This is a genomic window from Oscillatoria sp. FACHB-1407, from assembly GCF_014697545.1.
GTDB lineage: Bacteria > Cyanobacteriota > Cyanobacteriia > Elainellales > Elainellaceae > FACHB-1407.
This window is the reverse complement of record NZ_JACJSA010000009.1, coordinates 212,561-234,059: the sequence shown is the minus strand read 5'-3', so window position 1 is coordinate 234,059 and position 21,499 is coordinate 212,561. Positions and strand designations below refer to the sequence as shown.

General features: G+C 51.4%; 19 protein-coding genes and 1 tRNA gene. 10 read left to right on the top strand and 10 right to left on the bottom strand.

What is annotated here, in order from left to right:
- Nucleotides 1-464: 464 nt before the first annotated feature.
- From H6G89_RS16905 to H6G89_RS16895, 3 genes are all read right to left on the bottom strand, one after another.
- Complete coding sequence (locus H6G89_RS16905) at nt 465-2,990, bottom strand: HD family phosphohydrolase (protein ID WP_190508406.1); 2,526 nt, start codon at nt 2,988-2,990, stop codon at nt 465-467.
- A gap of 273 nt (nt 2,991-3,263) precedes the next feature.
- On the bottom strand, nt 3,264-4,325 hold the full coding sequence (locus tag H6G89_RS16900) for an ADP-ribosylglycohydrolase family protein (protein WP_190508404.1): 1,062 nt from the start codon (nt 4,323-4,325) through the stop codon (nt 3,264-3,266).
- A 110-nt stretch (nt 4,326-4,435) separates the two neighbouring features.
- Nucleotides 4,436-4,573 (bottom strand): hypothetical protein, encoded by a 138-nt coding sequence (locus tag H6G89_RS16895; protein WP_190508402.1) that lies wholly within the window; start codon nt 4,571-4,573, stop codon nt 4,436-4,438.
- A 112-nt stretch (nt 4,574-4,685) separates the two neighbouring features.
- Between H6G89_RS16895 and H6G89_RS16890 the strand changes: the two genes are divergently transcribed.
- The 4 genes from H6G89_RS16890 to H6G89_RS16875 all read left to right on the top strand — a co-directional run bounded on the left by H6G89_RS16890 (nt 4,686) and on the right by H6G89_RS16875 (nt 10,047).
- Nucleotides 4,686-5,405: a peptidoglycan-binding domain-containing protein gene (locus H6G89_RS16890; RefSeq protein ID WP_190508401.1), complete on the top strand. Its 720-nt coding sequence runs from the start codon at nt 4,686-4,688 to the stop codon at nt 5,403-5,405.
- Nucleotides 5,406-5,967: 562 nt separating this feature from the next.
- Nucleotides 5,968-6,777: a hypothetical protein gene (locus tag H6G89_RS16885; protein WP_190508399.1), complete on the top strand. Its 810-nt coding sequence runs from the start codon at nt 5,968-5,970 to the stop codon at nt 6,775-6,777.
- Nucleotides 6,778-7,635: 858 nt separating this feature from the next.
- Entirely contained in the window at nt 7,636-8,901 is a 1,266-nt protein-coding gene (locus H6G89_RS16880) for an FtsX-like permease family protein (protein ID WP_339384632.1), read from the top strand.
- 393 nt (nt 8,902-9,294) lie between these two features.
- The gene (locus H6G89_RS16875) at nt 9,295-10,047 is read left to right on the top strand and encodes an ABC transporter ATP-binding protein (protein WP_190508397.1); all 753 of its coding nucleotides are present in this window, start codon (nt 9,295-9,297) and stop codon (nt 10,045-10,047) included.
- Between the two features lie 133 nt (nt 10,048-10,180).
- On the opposite strand, the gene H6G89_RS16870 is transcribed toward H6G89_RS16875, so the two are convergent.
- On the bottom strand, nt 10,181-10,786 hold the full coding sequence (locus tag H6G89_RS16870) for a flavodoxin family protein (protein ID WP_190508395.1): 606 nt from the start codon (nt 10,784-10,786) through the stop codon (nt 10,181-10,183).
- 119 nt (nt 10,787-10,905) lie between these two features.
- Here H6G89_RS16870 and H6G89_RS16865 point away from each other — a divergent pair, with 119 nt between their 5' ends.
- The gene (locus H6G89_RS16865; protein WP_190508393.1) at nt 10,906-11,268 is read left to right on the top strand and encodes a winged helix-turn-helix transcriptional regulator; all 363 of its coding nucleotides are present in this window, start codon (nt 10,906-10,908) and stop codon (nt 11,266-11,268) included.
- Nucleotide 11,269: 1 nt separating this feature from the next.
- On the opposite strand, the gene H6G89_RS16860 is transcribed toward H6G89_RS16865, so the two are convergent.
- Together H6G89_RS16860 and H6G89_RS16855 are read right to left on the bottom strand one after the other, a co-directional pair.
- Nucleotides 11,270-12,595, bottom strand: coding sequence for a bifunctional folylpolyglutamate synthase/dihydrofolate synthase (locus H6G89_RS16860; RefSeq protein ID WP_190508391.1), 1,326 nt, complete (start codon nt 12,593-12,595; stop codon nt 11,270-11,272).
- A 73-nt stretch (nt 12,596-12,668) separates the two neighbouring features.
- A complete protein-coding gene (locus H6G89_RS16855; RefSeq protein WP_190508522.1) occupies nt 12,669-13,559 on the bottom strand; it encodes an ABC transporter permease subunit in 891 nt (296 codons plus the stop codon).
- A gap of 41 nt (nt 13,560-13,600) precedes the next feature.
- Here H6G89_RS16855 and H6G89_RS16850 point away from each other — a divergent pair, with 41 nt between their 5' ends.
- The 4 genes from H6G89_RS16850 (at nt 13,601) to H6G89_RS16835 (ending at nt 16,079) form a co-directional block, all read left to right on the top strand.
- Complete coding sequence (locus tag H6G89_RS16850) at nt 13,601-13,828, top strand: hypothetical protein (RefSeq protein ID WP_190508389.1); 228 nt, start codon at nt 13,601-13,603, stop codon at nt 13,826-13,828.
- A 109-nt stretch (nt 13,829-13,937) separates the two neighbouring features.
- Complete coding sequence (locus tag H6G89_RS16845; RefSeq protein WP_190508387.1) at nt 13,938-14,291, top strand: hypothetical protein; 354 nt, start codon at nt 13,938-13,940, stop codon at nt 14,289-14,291.
- An 84-nt stretch (nt 14,292-14,375) separates the two neighbouring features.
- On the top strand, nt 14,376-14,777 hold the full coding sequence (locus H6G89_RS16840; protein ID WP_190508385.1) for a hypothetical protein: 402 nt from the start codon (nt 14,376-14,378) through the stop codon (nt 14,775-14,777).
- A gap of 66 nt (nt 14,778-14,843) precedes the next feature.
- Complete coding sequence (locus tag H6G89_RS16835) at nt 14,844-16,079, top strand: hypothetical protein (protein ID WP_190508383.1); 1,236 nt, start codon at nt 14,844-14,846, stop codon at nt 16,077-16,079.
- Between the two features lie 246 nt (nt 16,080-16,325).
- On the opposite strand, the gene H6G89_RS16830 is transcribed toward H6G89_RS16835, so the two are convergent.
- The 4 genes from H6G89_RS16830 to H6G89_RS16815 all read right to left on the bottom strand — a co-directional run bounded on the left by H6G89_RS16830 (nt 16,326) and on the right by H6G89_RS16815 (nt 19,514).
- Entirely contained in the window at nt 16,326-16,502 is a 177-nt protein-coding gene (locus tag H6G89_RS16830) for a hypothetical protein (RefSeq protein WP_190508381.1), read from the bottom strand.
- A gap of 142 nt (nt 16,503-16,644) precedes the next feature.
- A tRNA-His gene (locus H6G89_RS16825) sits at nt 16,645-16,717 on the bottom strand.
- An 87-nt stretch (nt 16,718-16,804) separates the two neighbouring features.
- Nucleotides 16,805-18,073, bottom strand: coding sequence for a dihydroorotase (locus H6G89_RS16820; RefSeq protein ID WP_190508378.1), 1,269 nt, complete (start codon nt 18,071-18,073; stop codon nt 16,805-16,807).
- 88 nt (nt 18,074-18,161) lie between these two features.
- On the bottom strand, nt 18,162-19,514 hold the full coding sequence (locus H6G89_RS16815) for a histidine phosphatase family protein (RefSeq protein WP_339384634.1): 1,353 nt from the start codon (nt 19,512-19,514) through the stop codon (nt 18,162-18,164).
- Nucleotides 19,515-19,813: 299 nt separating this feature from the next.
- On the opposite strand from H6G89_RS16815, the gene H6G89_RS16810 reads away from it, so the two are divergent.
- The gene (locus H6G89_RS16810) at nt 19,814-21,382 is read left to right on the top strand and encodes a CPBP family intramembrane glutamic endopeptidase (protein WP_190508375.1); all 1,569 of its coding nucleotides are present in this window, start codon (nt 19,814-19,816) and stop codon (nt 21,380-21,382) included.
- Nucleotides 21,383-21,499: the final 117 nt, after the last annotated feature.

Genomic DNA, 21,499 nt, shown 5'->3' with positions numbered 1-21,499 from the left:
CTGCCAATTGGGTCTCAAAACCCTGATCTTACGACTATACCTGAGTTGAGAAATTAGCTTGAGAACAACCTGCTGTATTTCAAAAAACGCTCAAGTTCGTAGAGGCAACCCAGGTCGATTAAGTGAGCATCTAAGGCATCACAAGATTGGCTTAAATCTGCACTCAATCCAAAATCTGCATTTAATGTAGGAGTCAACGCAAACAAGTTCGGCTCAGTAATTTCTGAGGATCGGGGATTAAAATCAGACATTGATTCCCCAGTAGGGGCAAACGACCGTTCGCCCCTACAAAAGGTGTCAAAGTTATTGAATTCCTATTCCTTAGAGAAATTATGAATGCCAAAACCGTACCACGAGTTGCTGTTGCAATCAACGAACTCTAGAGAAGATTCATGGGTAGTGCCCTAGACGGAAGGTACGAAGTGCGCCTTTGAGTAAATCGAAACACCTTCTGCTCATTGACGTTATTTAGGCGATGTCGAGGGTTGTGAGGCAGGGCTAGGCGTTAGCTTGGGATAGGCAATGCGTTGATGGTTAAATTGTTGCCACACCCGCACAAAAATTTGGGCGATCCGACTCAACTCCGCACGGGTCAACCCAGAATCGACCAATTGATTGTCTTGCCAGCGTGCCCGCATGATGCGGTTAACCATCGCTAGAGCCTCTTCGGGAGTTGCATCCTTGAGCGATCGCAACGCCGCCTCACAGGAATCTGCCAGCATGACAATGCCCGTTTCACGCGATTGTGGAATGGGACCGTCGTAGCGAAATTCACTTTCTTGCACCGTCACTTTAGGATTCTCTTTTGCCCGTTGTTGTGCCTCGTGATAGAAGTAGGCGATCAACATTGTGCCCTGGTGTTCGGGAATAAAGGCCTGGATAGCTCCGGGAAGGCGATATTTTTTCGCCATCACCAGACCTTCGCTGACGTGTTTTTTGATAATGTTGCAACTCTTCCAGGGGTTGTTAATAGCGTCATGCTTGTTGGGTTTGCCCATCTGGTTCTCGATGAATCCCATCGCATCGTGCATCTTGCCGATGTCGTGATACAGCGTTCCAGCCCTGACCAGTTCAACGTTACAACCCAATGCCCGCGCTGCTGCCTCTGCCAAACTCGCTACAAACAATGTGTGTTGAAAGGTGCCTGGGGCTTCGGAGGCGAGCCGTTTTAGCAAAGGACGATTGGGATTAGACAATTCTGCCAGGCGAATTGGGGTAATCAGGTCGAATAGGTTTTCCAGATAGGGGCTGAGTCCCAGAGCAACGATGCTGCACGCGACCCCCAGCAATCCCTGGAGGGCAGCGGCTGTAAGCACCGCATACCAGACAGGGCTGGGAGCAACGCTAAAGATGAGACTCAAAATGAGATAGACGACCCCCTGGGTTAAGCCCACTGCACCGCCCAACATGGCAAGTTCTTCCCGCGATCGCAACCGTCCTGCCATCGCTGCCCCCAACAATCCGGCGATCGCACTGGCAATTAACTGACGAGCACCAATATCCATGCCAATGGGTAGCGCAATGCCCAAGAGCCCAACAACTGCAACCCCCAACACCGAACCATAGAAACTGCCGACTAACAACCCAACTAACGGCAGGCTTGTCGTGGGAATCTCCAATGCCACAATCATCGGAGCCGTCAGCACCAGCAACCAGATCAGCCCATGATCTCGTCGTCGCAAGCCGGGGTGAAACCGTCGCTCGATCGCCACAAACACCAGCACTCCACCCGCAACCAAAGCTCCAAAGCCAACGAGTCCCAGCCAGTTAATGCCGCGCTGGCTCATATTGAAGTAGTCGAGCAACACGAAATTGGACTGGGTGATCATTTCACCTTGCTCGACGATGACTTCGCCCCGCCGAATTTCAACAATCACAGGCTCCACATCACGGGCAGCTTGCTCTGCGCGCAGACGGGTTTTTTCGACATCGGGCACGAGATTTGCTTGCACGACAGCCCGCAACATCCGGTTTGCCAACGCTGAACCAACTGCCGGGGTCGAATCCGCTAACTGCACCCGAATGGCATTTTGTAGCAACTCGTCAGACGCCCCAGGAGCAATGCCCTGCCACAACATGCGCTCTAGACCACGACGCACAGCCGCAACCGTCTCATTCCATTCCGCATCAGTCAGGTTTAAAAGGCTGGCATCGTAGAAATGGTTAGAGGCTTCTGGAGCGGAGAACTTCGCTACGGCAGTCGCATAACGTTGCCGAGCACGAGACACAACCTGTCTGAGGGCAACAAAATCTTCGGGAGGGTTGGTGCGGCGATAGTTTTGCAATTCGACGATCGCCACCTGTCGAGAGGAGTTGACTATACCATCGGTATCATTCGTAGGCGGCAACCCCACCGGGGCATTGCTTTGAGCAGCGGCGATCGCACTTTGCCACTCTTGATCAGGGGCTTGACGCAGATAGATTTGTGTCGAGGTCGATAGGATCGAGGTTTCCACAAAGGGAAACTGCCCCACCTGCGATCGCAGAGTTTTTGCTTCTTCTACCAATCGTTGCAGGTCGTCATAAATCTCCTGGTTGATCGCCTGGTCAATCATCAACACTGGAGCAGAACCCAATCGAGCCTCCTGCTGATTGGCTTTTGTGGTTTCCGTGTCCTCGACCCTGGCAGAATCAGGTGCTCTCAGGGTTTGTGGAGCGATCGTGTCCACCGCCAACTGGGGTTCGTTATAAAATCGATAGCCAATCGCACTCGTCAAAGAAACGATCGCCAACCCCAAAATGAGCGGACGAGGGGGTGGAGGTGGTGCAGACTGTTTACGACGAGATACGTTTTTAGCCAAAACAGCTCTAGCAAAATGGTTGGGCTTGACCCCCAACAACGACGGCATGGGTTCGTGAGGGCTGCTATGACGCTTGGCATACGTGATAGCAGACTGAAATAGGTGATGGAGGCGTTTTTGGGAAACAGAAAGCAGATTGGTTTGCTTCCACTGACTAATCTGCTGCGTCAACAGTCGGAAAGATTTCATTAATTCACCAAGGACAACAGTCGTGCTGGCAAGGAATCAATCACAAATCTCTAACACCACTCAAGACCAGTTTTAATGACCCCTACGTGGTTCTCTGCTCAATCCTCCAAGGAGGGCTTGGTTTTAAGGGAGTAGCTGCACCAACGCTAAACGAACCAAAGCGCAGACTGGGGTCGAAAACAACTTACCGTTTGAAGATCACAGGCACCCATTAAGAATTTGAGTCAGTGATCAATAGTATATCTAAGCCCAGTGGTAAGGATGTGTTGGAACCTACCGAGGGCGAATCACACCCGGAGCCGCGATCGCTCGCTGGTGAATAGGGCTTTGCACAGCGTCCGGTGACTCAGCCGAGGCAGCAGAAATCTGATAAACCCCCGCCCAGGCAGCCAGGAGTTGATCTGCCAGTTGCATGAGTACCGTTTCAGAGGCAACATCCCATAGGGCTTCTAACGCGGAGGTTTGTGATGGATGTCGGTGCAACGCACTCCGCCACGCCAGGGGTAAGCCCGCCATGCCGTTGTATGCGCCGGAGAGTGCCCCCACCAGCGTACAGATCCAGCGGGAATGGGAGTATAGGCGAGCCGCCCGTAACACCGATAGCCGAAAGTCGTTTGGCGTGTTGAGCACAGTTCCCAGAGCGATCGCCACCCCCATTGCTGTTGATGGGATAGATTCCTGCGACAGGCTTGAGACAAGCGATCGCACCCCCCGTCCCTGCACGACCCAATCCGCCACATGAGTTAGCGTTTGTGCCCACTGCGGCTGCTGTTGAGCCAACTCCAAATCATCAATCAGATCCGCCATCAGGGCAGAGTTGAACTGATGAGGTTGGGGTTGATGGTGTAAGGCCAGAGCGATCGCATAAGCAACCGTTAGTGCCATCCAGAGCAACTCATCGCTTTTGGAGTTGGGATGCCAAACGGCGATCGCTTGTTGCAGTTGATAGCGCAGTTGGGGCAGATCATCGTGAAAGTAAAGGGCGATCGGTAACAGGACAACCAGGCTAGCAGGAGGGCTTTGGGTTATTCCTTGCTCCCATGAACTGCCAGCATTCTCCATCACCCCCCCGTTGACGGTCAAACTTGCCTGTCCAGGACTACCCTCGACATTCCATTGCTGGCGTTCAATTAACTGCCGAGTGCCATTGGCGATCGTTCGTCCATAGCTCCACGACGGCATGATTTCCAACGGTTGCCAGCCCCACTGCTCCAACCGTTGCCAACCCAGTGCTGGTTTTTGTTGTCGGTGAGTCTGACATTGAAACCCCAACACTTCACCCAGTGCAGCCCCCAACAGGGCACCTTGGAATCGACTTTGAAGGGAATAGTGCATTGATGACTCGTAGTGAATGACTCGTAAGTGAATGACTCGTAAGTGAATGACTCGTAAGTGAATGACTCGTGGTATTGATGGGACGTTTTGTGGGTGCGAGCTACTCTAAATTAACGTGAATTCGGGATCAGGATTTCGGCGGTTAAAACCACCGCTATCGGAGCAAAATCGACCTGCATCGATTCGTCAAATCCTGCATGGTCCGGAGTCCGCGTCGGCGGGCTTCGCTTCAGTAGCCGCGAATTCATTCGCCGGACTCTTAAATCAAACTGACGTTAAATTAGACCAGATTGCAGATTTAAGATAAACTCGGAACGATTTTACTTGTTGTAGCTCATCTTTGACGGAGAATTCAGGGCTATGAATCGCGATCGGGTAGGCATAAACCGGACACCCTTCCTCAGCCGTTGGACACAACCCTACATCAATCAGGGGTTAGCTTTAACGCTGATGGGTCTCAGTGCCTTCTCCCTGCCTGTCACGCTACCAACCATGGCTCAAGCCCAGGTCAGCCCTTCACCCACCCCTGCGGCAACTGCTCGCCCGACGTTGCGTCTTGGTAGCCAGGGGGCTACCGTCACTGAACTACAAGCCCTGCTCAAGTTGCTTGGATTCTATCAAGGCACGGTGGATGGAAACTTTCAAGACAGCACCGCTACCGCTGTCATCGCCTTTCAGCAAGCTGCCGGACTCACTGCCGATGGCATTGTTGGCAGCAATACCTGGAACCGCCTCCTCCCCTCCGCAACAACCACTACAGCCGCTGCTGCTGGTGGTCCTGCCACAACCCAACCCACCCCAACCAACTCTCGCCCCGCTGTCGCTACACCAAGCAACCCCACCGTTGCAGCTAACCCTGCCTCTGAAGCTGTTAACCTGCCCACGCTGAGACTTGGGATGCGAGGACCAGCCGTTGCCCGGTTACAACAACGTCTCCGAACCCTCGGTATGTTTGATGGAGAGGTCGATGGGGTGTTTGGACCTGCCACCCAAAATGCCGTTAAAGCGGCTCAACGTCGATATAACCTGACACCCGATGGGGTGGTTGGTAACGCAACGTGGAGTGCTTTGTTGCGTTAACCCCCAGGAACGTCAAACGTGGGAAAGCAGTTTGTCAAGTACTCCACTCCTCAAGAGCACTGGCACACTTCCACCTAAAGGTAAACCCTCAATCCTCCCTATAGATAGACCATGACTGATAGGTTCAATCGTTACTGTGATCTAATAACGATCGAACACCATAATCCAATCCATAATCCAATTAAATACGTTGCCGTTGAAGTGAGCTAATTGCAGGCTGATTTTTAGGCAGCAATTACTCAAGATAGGGTACCTACTCAGGATTGTGAATTAAATAACTTGTGAAACCAGAATCTCTGTAGGGACGCGGCGTGCCGTGTCCCTATCTGGAAAACTGCACTTTATGTATTCGCGATCCTTGATTGGTGTTATGGCAGTCGTATAGCTGATCCAACAGGGTATAGGGGTGGAACTCCTGATTGGAAGTGTAACCCCTATATCATCTACATCAATTGTCCTGACGGTTGTTATACCACTAGCTTTGTTTTACTTTTCAGCTTGTAATTCAAAACTTTTTTAGTCTGTTTTTTTAACTTCCTTTATTGAGTTCTGTTGGTGAAAAATGACTAATATACGCGATCGCCGACCTTCTTCGGAGCGTCCTCTCACTCGTGTCTCTAGTACAGATCGAGTGCCTCGCGCTGATCAATACCAGGTCTACAACAAAAGCCTTGTCAATCAAACCCCACGAGTGGCTAACGGACAACCCGAATCCCAAGTCGAATCAGCTTACAAAGATGGGTACGTCCATGGCAAAGCTCACGAACATTACGTTGAAGAAGACCTGAAACACCGGGATAACGAAAACGCGGCACGAGGAATGCTCCTCGGCATCGTTTTTGCTTCTTTGGCAAGTGCTATCCTTGCTGCCCTGTTTATTGCCAATCACCGTCCTCAGTCAAATCAGGTTGGTCCCACGATTGTCGCTCCTATCCCTCAAAGCCCACTTCCCGCCACTAGCCCTCAACTGGACGTCCAACCGCCAGTCATTGAACAGACTCAGGAAGTAGTGCCCTCAACTCAAGTTCCAACCGTTACAACGCCACAGACAGGTACAACCACACAATCCGGTACCACTAATCAGGTTCCGGTGACTCAACCTGTACCAAACCAAACGCAGGGACAAACCGTTCAACCTCAAACCCAAACTACTCAGCCAACGCAGGGTGCTCCATCCCAAACATTCTCCCAACCTCAGGGCAATACTCAACCTCAAGGGACGACTCAACCCCAGGGCAACACTCAACGCCAGGGCACTACTCAGCAGCCTCAGAACACGCCAAACCAGGCTAACCAGACTCAGGGCAACCAAACCCAGGGCAATGGGACTTCGTCCAGCAATCGTTACATTCTGGTTAACCCAGGGCAATAACAATTTCTGCTAGGGTCTGCCAGAAACAGACTTTACTGAAATGCCCTTTCTCTTGTCTTCCCCTCATCAGAGCGATCGAGGGGAAGATTTTGATTGTTTCCCTTGTCTGATTTTTGAGGACAAGATAGAACTGTCAATTGTTTGAAATCAGGAGGTGTGGGCTTCTCCTCAATCAACAAACCCTGTTCATTGCCACACCAGATCCAACCTGGAGTGTTGCTCGATCTAACCAGAATGTTATCGGACGTAGCGCAAAATGAATTTTGGTAAAGTGACCTAGCTTACAACTGGAGAGGATGCTACTTTAAATATCAAGGCACAACCCAAGAAGAAAGGGTCAACCAAAACCACCTGGTATCGAGCCTGTGCCTCCCGCTCTGAGCCAGTCGCGGCACCTAGTTACTCTGTAACGTTCATCATTTACTGGTAGATATTCGCCTCGCCAATCTAAACCGAATTAAAGTTTAGGGTTTGTAGGCACTACCAAAGCTTCATAATCTCCTAAAGAGGTTGGGATGCTTACAAGTAAAGCAGGATGCTGTGAGTTCAAGTCAACCCTAGTTGTAATTTGTTTCATTTCACTTCACTGTTCAAGTTCGACTCATTGGTTTGATTAAGTTAACTCAATTACCTATCGGGGTCTAGTAAGAACTACTAGACCCTAACTGTTTTTAGGTTCGGTTCATTAGGGCAATCTCGCAGACTGTCACAAGGATGCCATCTTAAATTCCAAGACCAGGTAGGCTTGAAATAGACCGCTTTAAGTTTTGAGAACTTTAATGTCGTTTCAGCATTGCCCGGTTCGATCCGTTCAACGCTAACGTTGATCGCCAGGATTGACACCAATGTTGAAATTTAGTGGTTCTGGCGTTACTCAACTCCTTCATGGCTTCGATCGCCCGCAAAAATTTATTTGAAGACATTCCCCGTTTTTTGGTCGCTCAAGCGGGGATCATGTTTGCCGTTAGTCTGGTCACGATTCAAACCGGAATTCTCAGTGGGTTTAGTCGATCTACGACCTCAGTCATCGACAACTCACAGGCTGACATTTGGGTAGCGGCTAGCGAAATGGTCTATCTAGAATTGACCTTACCATTGCCTGCGGGAATGGTGGCTCAGGCTCAGGAGGTTGATGGTGTCGTCCGGGCAGAAGCGTTAAGCATCAGAGGCGCGACGTGGCGCAGCGACAACGGTGAAATTTCTCCTGTCCGCCTAATTGGGTTTAGCCCCAATGGTCAACTATTCATACCGGGTGAATTGGTCAGTGGCAACTGGAGCGATTTGCAAGAACCCTACAGCTTTATTTTAGATGAGTCCAATTTGGACTCCCTTGATTTGGGACAACTTGGAGAAGAGGCTAGCATCGGTTCGCTACCCGCTCGATTGATTGGCTTGACTCAAGAGACTCAGTCGATCGCCTCTAGTCCATTTCTCTTTACCTCGCTCGAGAGTGCCAACGCCTACGTCACATCTGGATTAACATCGACCACTAGTTGTCGTCTGGTGTCGGGCAACCTGCAATGCACTAACGTCTATCAGCGATCGCAGTCAAGCACTCCGCCCGCCCGACCTGCACCCCTCACCGCCAGTGACACGATTACCTATGTCCTCGTTCAAGCAGCATCAGGACAGGATTTAGAATTATTGAAGCAACGTCTGGAGGAAGCCCTCCCTGGAACTCGTGCCTACACAAAGGCAGAAATATCTAGCCAAACTCGCGATTATTGGCAACAACGCACAGGATTAGGATTTGTTTTAGGGTTGGGGGCAACGGTCGGTGTGATCGTCGGCATGGTTATCGTCGGGCAAATTCTCTATTCATCTGTATCTGACCATTTAAAAGAATTTGGCACGCTCAAAGCCATGGGCGCGTCTGATTGGCTGATTTATCGCGTCATTATCGAACAGGCGTTGTGGATGGCAGTCCTGGGCTACGCTCCGAGCATGGGACTGTGTTTGGCGTTAGGCGCATGGACATTTGCTACTCAAGGCATCATGATCCTCATTACTCCAGTCACAGCAGCAGGGGTCTTGGGGATCACGGTCATTATGTGTGTTGGGTCAGCTTTGTTTGCGATTCAGAAAGTCACCCACGTTGATCCCGCAATTGTGTTCAAGGTGTAAACCGAGTTGTGAGAATTTCGTGTAGATCATTACGGAGTCATGTATCACCCTCTGACTACACTGATAATAAATTTAATGGCAGATTTTAATCCGAATTTTCAAACTTCAACCGTGAATCTAAATGCTGAATCGTACGTCAAGAAAGTTAGGGCTGTTTGCAAGTGGGGCACTTTTAGGATATGTACCTAAAGTAATGTAAAGTCACCTAATCAGGCTAACCACATGGATGAAGGCATCCTTGACTCTTTTCACTTAACTTAAAAAGATGGTGACTTTTACCCTTTAGCTTCTAATTGACAAACCCAGATCTGCCAATTTTCGCGTCGTTGCCTCCACACTGAATTCGTTGCTTTCTACTTGTCTAGAAGCCTGCATCCTACTCAACCTAAATGTATGACTGCCTCTAAAATCCGTTTGACAGAGTCCCATAAAATTACCAATCATGCCAAATCTGCTTTCGATCGGGCTGCGACCAAGAGTAGAGCAATTGTGGCAAAGCATGTGGAGATGGTGTTTCAGTCTGGAAACCAGAAGTTTCAAGCGTTGAGTGACATTAACCTTGAGGTTAATAGTGGCGACATTCAGCTTTTGATGGGTCCTTCGGGATCAGGCAAAACTACTCTGCTCTCCATTCTGGGAGGCATCTTAACCCCCACCGCTGGCAGTGTTCGACTGTTAGGGCAAGAAATCACCCATATGTCTCGTGCCCAACTTGCTAAGTTTCGCTTGCAAAATATTGGGTTTATCTTTCAAGGATTTAACCTCTTTCCAGCGTTGACTGCCATTGAGAACGTAGAAGTTGCCCTGACGATGAAGGGGATGCGCGATCGCGTCGCTCACCTTGAAGCGGCAAATCTGCTGGAGCAAGTCGGTTTAGCCGACAAAGCAAAGAACTTGCCTTCTGAGTTGTCTGGCGGACAAAAGCAACGGGTAGCGATCGCCCGTGCTCTAGCAGGCAGCCCTTCTCTGATCATGGCAGACGAACCAACGGCGGCTCTCGACTCCCAAAGTGGTCACGCTGTTATCGACTTGTTGCGCCGTTTGGCAAAAGAAGGTGGACACACCGTGTTGATGGTGACTCATGATCCCCGGATCATTGACGTCGCCGATCGCGTCACCCACCTCGAAGATGGTCAATTGCAATAAGAGTGTAGATTTGCGCCACAAAACTGGTAAGGGCGGATCGCGGTCCGCCCCTACGATTGATGTATAACTGCTATTGCTCAAATTGATAAAGGCTAAGTTTCTTAAGAAACTTAGCCTTTTTGTTGTAATTCCTTTAAGCAGCGACTAACTGTTTTGCCCAGCGATGGGTTGCTTCCACAATGCGTTTTCCGTAGACTTCAGCCGTGAGGCGATCGCCGGGATCAAGTTCAGCAGGGGCACCGCTCATATCCAATGGGCTATGACCCATCACCCCCAAGAAAGAACCTAACCGATTTAAGCCATCGGTCTTACCCAGATAATTGCTGGGGAGATCGCCAACTCCAACCCAAATCATGCTGTGTTGAGCGGCATGAACTGAGAGATACAGCAACGTGCTTTGCTTATCGCCACTGAGCGAACTGGAGTGGGTAAATCCACCTGCAATCTTATTCTTCCACTGCTGGTTAAACCAGACAGAACTGGTAGCATCAACAAACGCCTTAAATTGAGCCGCAACGCCTCCCATGTAAGTCGGAGTACCGAACACAATGGCATCCGCCCGACTCAACTTTTCCAGGATGGCATTGTCTTGCCAGCGACCACTAACGATCTGCTCGCCTGTGATTCGCAACAGTTCAACGGTGCTATCTGCCACGCTGCTGGCTCCCGCCGCTACAGCTTCTGCCATGAGGTGAGTGTGTCCTGAACCGGAAAAATAGACAATCGCGATCGCCACCATAGAAAGAAACCTCTACTTGAGTTGTACATCGTTGCCTACAATAGATACTAAAAGTAACTACTTACGAAAGGGAAGTAGGAACTTTAAAGTAACTACCAGTCGCTATCCAGTCTCCAGCCATGTCATCTCGTGCCCCCTCTCAGTTACAGCCCTGCCCAGTCGGCATTCTCATGGGAGTTTTATCAGGACCCTGGACGATGTATCTTCTCTGGGTGTTATCCACGCATGGAGCTACCCGCTTTGGCGCATTGCGCCGACAAATTGACGGAATTTCTACAAAAGTGTTGACTGAGCGTCTACGAATGCTGGAGCAGGAGGGCATTCTCTATCGGCACTATGAGCCGACCGTACCGCCACAGGTCACCTATGGTTTGACCGATCGCGGTTTAGAGCTTGTTGGCATCTTGGATCAGTTAAATAGTCTTGCCCAACGCTGGTACGCTAATTCCCCTCAACTGCGCCGCCGTGAAGACGCTTCTTAAATTAAGCGTTTGCCGGAGGTTGAATCGTACGGAAAAAATCCCCAATGAGGTACAACGAACCACACAAAACCGTTGTTCCTTTTGTGGATTCAGCCTCACTGGCTTGAAATGCAGCTTGTAACCCTTGTAGCACCGTCGTACAGGAGCGACATTCCACCAGATCGGGACAAATCTTCAGGGCTAATGCCGTCAGCATGTCCAGATCCGCAGAAGCATGGTCGGGCACAGGCACCAAATAGAGACGATCGCCCGGACGCAGCAATGCCTGCAATACATCGGCGTGATCTTTGTTGTCCAGCATTCCCATCACCCACTGAATTGGCGATCGCACCTTATCACTGTGATCGACGTAGTGCCGCAACGCAATCGCCCCCGCTGGGTTATGGGCTCCGTCAATTAGGAGCGATCGCCCCTGCCAGGTAGTCCACTGCAAGCGGGCAAACCACCGCGTTTTTGCGATACCTTCAGCGATCGTGGTTGAGTCGATCGCCCATCCCTGGGATTGCAGGAGTTGCAGGGCTGTGATGGCTAGAGCCGAGTTCGCTAACTGGTGAGCACCGGGCAAGGGCAAGAGATATTTCAACGGATAGGAAAATGACTGACCCGGAGGAGTCACCCCTGCTCCGGTGTATTCTGCCCAGCTATCTCCCAGGTCGCGAGACGGTTCCATCCAATAGGTCGGACAATCCAAGTCGGTCGCCCGTTGCCGCACCACAGCCTCTGCATCCGGAGGAAAATCCGCTAAAATCGCCGGACATTTTGGTTTAAGAATCCCAGCTTTTTCGCGGGCGATATCTGCCAGGGTTGGTCCCAGTCGCTGCCAATGTTCTCGGCTGAGGGAGGTAATGATGCTGGCAAGGGGGCGATCGCAGACGTTAGTCGCATCCAACCGCCCACCTAAACCCACTTCAATCACGGCGATATCCACCTGGCACTCTGCAAAATACAGCCAGGCAGCAGCAGTAATCACCTCAAATTGAGTCGGCGAGGGGCGATCGGCTTCAATAGCAGCTATTACCCGTTGCAGGAGTTGACTTAAATCAGTAGGGGCGATCGGTTGCTCGTTAATACAAATGCGCTCGCACCAATCAATTAAATGGGGTGAGGTGTAACGCCCAACGCGATATCCAGCATGAGTTAACACTGCCGACAAATAGGCACAGACGGAGCCTTTACCATTACTTCCTGCTACATGCAGAACGGGAATCTGCTGATGGGGGTTGCCCAGATTATTCAGCAATTGCTCAATCCGCTCTAAGCCCAACTCCACCCCAAAGTGAGCAAAGCGATTCAAAGTGGCTTCAACGTTTTCTTGCCCTGGAGTCATCAGATGTTTGTCAAATATTTGTCAGAGTGGATTGTGGTCAGAGTGGAGCTTATCCATTATCGACAAAAATCGACTACAAACTGACAGGCGTAGACTGGCGATTGAGCATCAACCGCACCACTGACAGGCTGAGAATCAGCAAAAACAGCACCAATCCCACCGCACAGGCATAGCTCATCTCCAAATCCTGAAAAGCTTTCTCATAAACGTAATACACAATCGTTTTAGAGCTGTTACGCGGGCCACCCTGGGTCATGATGTAGACTTCTTCAAACACTTTGGTCGCTGAAATCGCTGAAATCACAGCAACCAAAAACAAATAGGGTCGCATGAGAGGAATGGTAATATCCCAATGTTTTTGCCAACCATCGGAACCGTCGATCGCCGCTGCTTCGTAAAGATCTGCCGGAATCGATTGCAACCCTGCTAAATAAATCACCATGTAATAGCCCAATCCCTTCCAAATGGTGACTGCCATGACGCTGAATAGTGCAAATTTTGGGCTGGTCAACCAGGGGATACCCTCCTCCGACAGGTTTAATGCTCGCAGCAGTTGATTGAGCAACCCCGTTTCGGAATATAACCATCGCCACGCAATGCCAGCAACCACCATTGAGATCACCACGGGGGTATAGTACGCCGCTCGAAACCAGTGCATCCCAGGCAGTACCCGATTCACCAGAATCGCTAACCCTAAGGGCACCGTCACCAAAATCGGCACGACTCCAACCAGGTAGATGAGTGTGTTGATCAGGGTCTTCCAAAAAATCTCGTCCTTGAGCAACGTTTGGAGATTCTCAGAGCCAACCCATATGGGAGGTTGGGTCAGATCAAATTCGTAGCGAGTAAAGCTGAGGTAGAAGGCTTGGAGGGCAGGGTAAAAGACTGTCAGTGACAGCACCACCAGCGCAGGTAGCAGAAATAAGTAGGGAGTCAGACGTTGGCGTAGTTTGATCCAACGCATAGAGGTTTGGGGATAAATTGGGCTGGCATCTGACATGGTGGATGATTCAAACTCTTAAACCTGCTCCTGTCAAATTATCACGTTGCATTGAGTTTGTAGCCTTCGCCGTTCAGCAGGATGGGGCACAGAGGCGAAGCACTGGGTTAGGAGGAGTGGAAGCCATGCCTCACCCTCTGTCTAACGCGGAGTTCAAGACAGATGAGCTATGGCTCTATCCAACTTGTAATGAAATTCAAAAAATTTGCGATCACCTATCAGAAGAGATATAGTACACTTGTACCATATAAATACGGATGTACTATAAATACTGTATCAATATCGCTTCAGCAAGCATCAAGCATTCATTAAGCCCCCGTGAAATCTCAGGAGTAACTGCGAATGCAAATCCGACAACGCCCCCTCGACGACTATCGTCTTCACTCGATCCATCATCGCTCAATTTCTCGCAATCGGGATGGGGTAGCCCTACAAAAATGGCTCCAACCTCCAACCGAATTCACCTCAGCGTTAGCAGAGGCGATCGCCTGGATTGCAGCTTCTGCTGCCGTCCGGATTGTGATGGATTGGCTCCTGGCAAGCTCAACCGATTTTTGGATACCTGTCCTGATTGGCATTGTTACTCCAGCGGCGATCGCGGTTGGCTTATCGACCCTCATGCCGCAGTTGAGTTTAGTCCTGGGCTATCGGTTGATTCTGGTCATGATTGGATTGCTGCTGGGAGGAAAGCTATGAGCATTGTGATGGGAGCCGTCTGGCTCATGATCGTGTTGTCTTGTTTTGTACTAGCCCTGGGAGGACAGGCAGATGAACAGGAAGATGAAGCGTAAACCCCAGAAACCTCAGCCTAAAAGCCCACCGAATGTGAAGTATCTGCTAGCCGGTGGAACCATGCTGGTTCTCGTGGGGGTACTGGCAGATGTACGGACATTGTTTAAGCCTGCGGCTCCCAGCAATGTTTGTCAGGAAGTGGTGCAATCTCAATCCGTACTATCACGGGATGAATTAGCCCGGTTGTTGAACGTACCAGAGCGAGACACAAAGGAAGCCATTCGGGCGATCGTCAGTGAGCCGTATTGCCTCCTGCCCAATGTCGAAATTCGGGCGGGAGTCACCGCCGAACGAGAAGCCTATCCCCTCGCCTTTGACCCACAAACCTGGTTTGTAGTGCTCTATGAGGGCAATGAATACGCAGGATACTCGTTTGTCTTTCAACGTTGATCAGGGTGTACGGTCAAGCTCACGCATTCCCCAGTTCATTTCAGCTTAATTGTTGCGTTTCCGGTTATGAAAAAACATTGTTTTGCGGCGATCGGTATGGTGGCGATCGCACTAGGACTTGCCCCCGCTGCAACAGCAACCGATGCCTCCTCGATTGGACTAGATTTTTCGCTTGCGCCTGATGCTGCTCCTGAAAAGGTAGATGCCGCTGGTTCATCTGCCCCCAAACCCACCGATGGCATCGCAGCCACCGACGAAACCCAGGTTATGCCGCTGGCGATTCCGGTAGAGGCACCCGCCGCACCGTTGGGGTCTGAAAGCAAACCCGCCGACACTGCCAAACTACCCCCGCCACCGGAGATTGTTGCCCCGGCTACCCGTCCAACTGCCAACCCACAGGTCGCTCAGGTTGCCCCCGCCCCCCAACCCAGCGCAACAACCCAACCGAGAGCGGTGCGATCGCCCCAAGCAACGCCCCAAGCAACGCCCCAAGCAACGCCCCAAGCAGCACCGCAAACCAGAGCAAACCGCTCCAACTCTGATGGCATCCTCAGTTTTGAGCAAGAACAGATTCCCACGGCTGCACAAGCGACTGTAAATCCTCCAGCATCCCCTGGGTTATCTGCCTCATTACAAGATTTTGCTGAGTTGGATGGGTTGTTTTACGGTGGCACTCAGTCTCTCGTAGCCAGAGCAGTTGGCAGCGCAGAGGGCACTCGAACTCCCGACGGGGGGAAAACTCCTGCCTATCGAGGACACGTTGACCCCGGCAACGGTGTGTGGAACTTGGGAACATTTTCCTATCAGCATGGAGCCAAGTCCCCAGAGGAAGCCGATCAGCGTCAGCTACGGCGACTTCGCAATCAAGCGATGGAATTGCGCCAGGCAGCTGCCAGTAAGGGATTGCAGCTAACCTTAGAGGAGGAGTTGAACGGCATTGATCTGGCTAATCAGTCTCCCAGAGCAGCGTTAAGCCGAGGCGGTTATATCGATCGCCTACATCAAGCTCGCGAAATGGGGTTACAGGGAACCGATGCAGTGTTGTGGGCGAGAACTCGCTCTTACCTTGATCCCGATTCAGGACGGTGGAACGCACCCGGTTTGGGCAACAATATCTACTCCATCACCCATGATCAGGAACGGCGACTTCGGGCGATCGCCCGTGCCATTGCGGCGAAACCTCAACTTGTGTCAACCCGTTCAAATCCGTCTCCGGGCAGAGCTCCGACTGAGGTAACTCTCAATTCGCTGCAAATTGACGAAAATACTGACCTAATCCTCTCGCTGGATTTGTCACCCTAACCTTAAATTGACGCGGTTGTGGTATGGCTTTGGTCAGAAAGCTTAGGACAAAGGCAATGGGTCAAACCCTGATGCTGGGAAGGCTTCCTGACTCGCCTCCACCCCATCGGATATGGCTATAGAAACTTCAAATGGCGTGTCTTTGTAGGCTGGACTCAGTAATGCTCAGACTACTCAGTTTCAGCATTTGAAAGTCATCCCACAATATAGCGGGGACGTATGAGAAATATCTGTTTGTATCGGTGACTAACTCATGTAGTCATCTAACTTAGCCAGCAACTCATCCCACACAGGATCGACTCCATGCTCTTGGCGGTGCTTTTGTTGTAGCGATCGCACCACTTCCAGGATGGATGGATCAGAACTAATGGCTTGACGAATTTCTTGAATGAGCTGGTCAAGATCGCTTTCGGATGAGTCCATGGTAAGGGGCGTTGGAAAGAGAGAGGCTGAATACATATCTGAGTTAGCTTATACCGATATGCTTAAGATACCCAGATAAGACATTCAAGCTCTTCGTCCTCCCGGTTCACCCGATCTAATGATTTAACTAGTCTGAAACAAGGGCGAATGATGGGACTCGAACCCACGAATGGCGGAACCACAATCCGCTGCCTTAACCTCTTGGCTACACTCGCCATCGCGTTATTCATTATAACATCCTCTTTACGAAAATTGCTGGATCTTCTGACCAGGAGTGCCCGTAAGCTTTCAAGATTTTTATATCAAACCTGCCCTCCCCAGGTTTGAATCACCCGTCCTGTAATAGATTGCCCCAACCAGGGTGTGTTTGTTGAGTAGGACTTTAACGATTGGGGAGTAACCTCCCAGGAAAGAGTGGGGTCAAACAGAGCCAACTCCGCCGCCTTACCGGGTTGAACGATCGCAGGGGATTGCCCCAAACACTGTGCCGGACGAGTGCTGAGATATTGCCACAACTCCAGGGCTGACCACTGCTGTGAACTGACGAAGGTTTCCCAGAGCAAAGGCAATGCTAACTCTAACCCGATCGCCCCTGGGGGTGACTCGGCAAAGGCAACGGTTTTCTCCTCATAGGTGTAGGGAGTGTGGTCAACCGCGATCGCATCGAGCACACCTTCCCGCAACCCCTGCACTAAAGCCTGACGGTCTTCCGGGTTACCCAATGGCGGATCGAGATGCAGGCTGGGGTCATAACTTGCAACAGCCGTGATGTCGAGCAGGAGATGCATCCAGGTGGTGCTGGCGGTAATGGGCAAGCCTCGTGCTTTTGCCGTGCGGATCAACTCCACACCACGAGCCGTGGAGACGCGCATCAGGTGAACCGGAGTTCTCAATGCCTCCACACATTCCAAAATTGAGGCGATCGCCGTTGTTTCAGCGATTGCAGGTATCCCTGGTAGCCCCAGTCGCAGAGCCTCCAGTCCCTCGCGCACGGCTCCACCCGCATTTAAATCGGCGTTGCATCCCCACAAAGCGATCGGTTTATGAAGGGGTTGAGCATACTCCAGCAAGCGGGGCAGCAGCATCCCAGAGGGCAGCGGTCGCCCATCAGCAAACCCCACGACTTCGGCTGCCAGTTCGGTTAACTCCGTCATCTGCTTACCCTCAAGCCCCAGGGTCAGTGCTCCCCAGTAATAGAGTTGCGTTGAAGCATGGGGCATCCCCTTCAGTTGCGATCGCATCCATTCCACCATAGAAGGCTGGTCGATCGCCGGATTGGTGTTGGGTAGAATGGCAATCCGAGTGAATCCGCCTGCTGCTGCCGATCGCAGTAGGGAAAGCAGTGTCTCACGCGACTCAAACCCCGGCTCTCCGGAGTGGCTGTACAAATCCACCAGACCCGAACCCAGCACCAGACCGGGGGAATCATACTCCTGTGTCCCTTCTGGCGCATCAGCGATGTGTCCCTCAATGGCTTCAATGATGCCGTCTACGATCAGCACATCCGCAACGCGATCGCTATTTGAAGCGGGATCGAGGACTCGTACTTGTCGGATCAGTTCGCTGGACATAGGACTGAAAAACGAAGGATAAACGATAAAGGATAAAGGATAAGAGCAGGGAAGAGTCCGGTTTCATCCTTCATCCTTCAGCCTTTCCCTATAGTGCTCCTGCGGCGGTGCGATCGAGGACTCCGCCCAGGTGAGTGGTGATGTTGAGTGCCTGGATCATCGGTGGGGTTTCGGGATCGGCGGCGTAATCAATCACGGTGACGGCTCCATTCCCCTGTTTGAATGACCAGAAGGATTCGGGACCCAGCCCTGCCACATAACAGAGAATCGCTTTGTTAATCGCATCGTGAGCCACCACCAGCACCGTCGGCACGCGATCGCCCTCAGTGCGGCTTGTTTGCACAATGTCATTCCAGGCAGCAATCGCCCGATCCCACACTTGTTGCAGGTTTTCTCCCTCTGGCATCTGCACGGTTTCTGGCGATCGCTGCCACTGCTCTAACTCAACTGGATATAGAGCGCGAATCTCTTCTTCTAGCTTGCCTTCCCACAAGCCGTGACCAATCTCACAGAGGCGATCGTCCAGTTCCAGCTTGATATTGGGATGCTTCTCCAAAATAATCTCCGCCGTTTCCTTGGGGCGCAACATCGGGCTGCTGACTGCGCGATCGATGGGGATATCTCGCAAAAACGCTGCTGCCTGCCCCGACTGCACCCGCCCCTGATCGTTGAGGGGCACGTCGATCTGTCCCTGAAACTTCTTCTGGCGGTTCCATTCCGTCTCACCGTGACGCACCAGCAACAGCCGAACGCCTCGCTGGTCGGACTTGAGTCTTGGAATGGGCAAGCCCATGTGAGAGGTCAGGTTAACCGACTCTAGCTGGACAGGTTGCCCCAGTTCGCCAGAGAAGTTGAGCACGCTAATGCCACAGTTCGACTGATAGAACGCATGGTGGCGATCGGCACCCAGACCTACTGCACTACAGATCAGAGCCCGGTTGATACCACTGTGCGCCACGACTAAAATGGTTTGCCCTGGGTGCTTTGGTAACGTCTCCCGCCAAAATTGCTTGGCTTGCTCAAACAACTCCACTACTGGGAAAAAGGGTACCGTTCCCTCTGGCGTGGTGAGGTCAATCTGGAGCTCGTGGGGGCGATCGCGCCATGCCTGATATTCAGCTGGGTACTGCGCCTTAACCTCATCAAAGGTCAGTCCTTCCCAGGATGCCAGATTAATTTCTTTGAGGTTGTCTGTCAGCGTCAGCCCTTGTGAAACGGTGATATTCGTGGTTGACAGGATCAACTCAGCCGTTTCTCGTGCTCGCTTGAGAGGGCTACTGTACGCCGCATCAAAGGCTAAGCCCTGCAATGCAGAACCCACGCTACGAGCTGCATCCCGCCCTTCCTCTGTCAAGGTAGACTCGTCGCAGTGACCCTGAACTCTCTTTTGAACGTTGTAGCTGCTGATGCCGTGGCGCACCAAAATAACACGGGTAGTCAGGGCTTTGTCCTCCAAATTCGACGAACATCTGAACAGATGCATTTTACCCCGGATTCGTACTCCTCCCTGATATAGCTTTGGTCAGAAAGCTGAAGGCAGAGGCAATGGCTCAAACTCTGATGCTGGGAAAGCTTCCTGACTCGCTTCTGTCCCATCGAATGTAGCTACTCTTCTACCGAGTAAGACGGTTGAAATAGGGGAAATACCGATCTCATTCGATAGTACGGTCAAGACACTGCGTGAACGTAATACACTAAGTCATCAACAACATCATTTAAGAAACCAATTAGGAAACAAGGATGACCTCAGTACCGTTCAAACCAAAGCAATTTATTTTGGGTGCGCTGGCAATTTTGGTGGTCATCTACGTTGGTTTTGCCTTATTGGGCAGCTTTGGAGAACAGCAGATCAGCAGCCGTCTGGAACTGTATCAAACTGACTTGCTGTTGCATGTTACAGAAGTGCCTGACGATAATGAACTTGGGTTTAACGCTGACACCCGCAGAGCTTTGTTAGGCGAAGAACCCGTTAAGACCGCATTAGAGGAATATCAGGAGCTACGGAGATCAGCCGAAACTGACCTATCTCGCCTGAGCGATCGCCTCAATCAAGCATTGGCGGACTCCGATACTCCCCAACCTGACCCAACGGTCACAACACTGCAAACCACACTCAACCAACAGCAAGAACTCCTCACACAACTCGACCTCCGCATTGGTCTGTTGCAGACTCAAACCGACCAAACAGCAGCAGCCCTGCAAACCTGGTCAGCGATCGCCAACCCCTCTCGCAGCAGTCCTCTCACCGAGACAGCAAATACCCTCGCTGGCTTATGGTCTACTCCGCCTCGCCTCTTGCCCGACGCCGAAGCACAACTGCAAAAAAACCTGGATGGCTGGTTTCGCTATGTGGCGTTGCGTCGGCTCTATCAATTACAACAGCGACCCGATGCGCTTGCCGACCTGCAAACGGCTGAACAGGAGATCGCTCAGCAAACTCTATTTAAGCTAGTTCTGGGAAACACACTGCCTTTAGTGGGCAGCTTGATTGGGGCTGCACTCTTGATTTTTCTGATTGCACAACGGGTTTTGAAAGGCAAGCAGGCATTACTCAGCAAAAATGAAGATACCCGGTGGGAGACCCCGTGGGATTGGGAAACCATCCTGCAAGTGTTAGTCGTCGGTTTCTTCTTTGTCGGTCAATTCATTGTGCCGTTTTTGGTCAGATTCGTGGTGACAGGACTACCTCGGCTTTTGCAAACTGCTGGACAAGCCCCACTGACAGCGAGCCGACTACAAGCCTTTTCGGCGTTGACCTATTACCTGCTGATGGCGGGTATTGCTTTGTTCATCCTCTATGTTTCTGTGAAGCCGTTCTTTCCCTTACCAGCCCACTGGTTCCGATTGCAGGGGCAAAGCAACTGGTTTCTCTGGGGCTTCGGCGGCTATCTGGTTGCTCTGCCGCTGATGATTCTGGTGTCTCTGGTCAATCAACAAATCTGGCAGGGGCAGGGCGGCAGTAACCCCCTGTTGAAAATTATTTTGGAGGAAGCTGACCCCCTCTCGCTGGGCATCTTTTTCTTTACCGCTGCGATCGCTGCCCCACTCTTTGAGGAAACCCTGTTTCGTGGCTTCCTGCTGCCTTCTCTAACGCGATACGTCTCCGTTCCAGGAGCGATCGCCATTAGTAGTGTCATCTTTGCGATCGCCCACCTCAGTCTCTCCGAAGTTGTTCCTCTCGCGGTGCTGGGTTGCGTCCTGGGTGTCGTTTATACGCGATCGCGCAGTCTGCTCTCCCCGATGTTGCTCCACAGTTTGTGGAATAGCGGCACGATGATTGGGTTGCTGATTTTGGGAAGCGGCTCGTAGGGGAAAGCATGAAGAATGAAGAACGAAGAACGAAGAATGAAGAGAGAAGGATGAGTACCTCATTTGCCCTCATCCCAATCCTTTTCCCGCAGGAGAAGGGCTTCCAGCAGTTCCCGT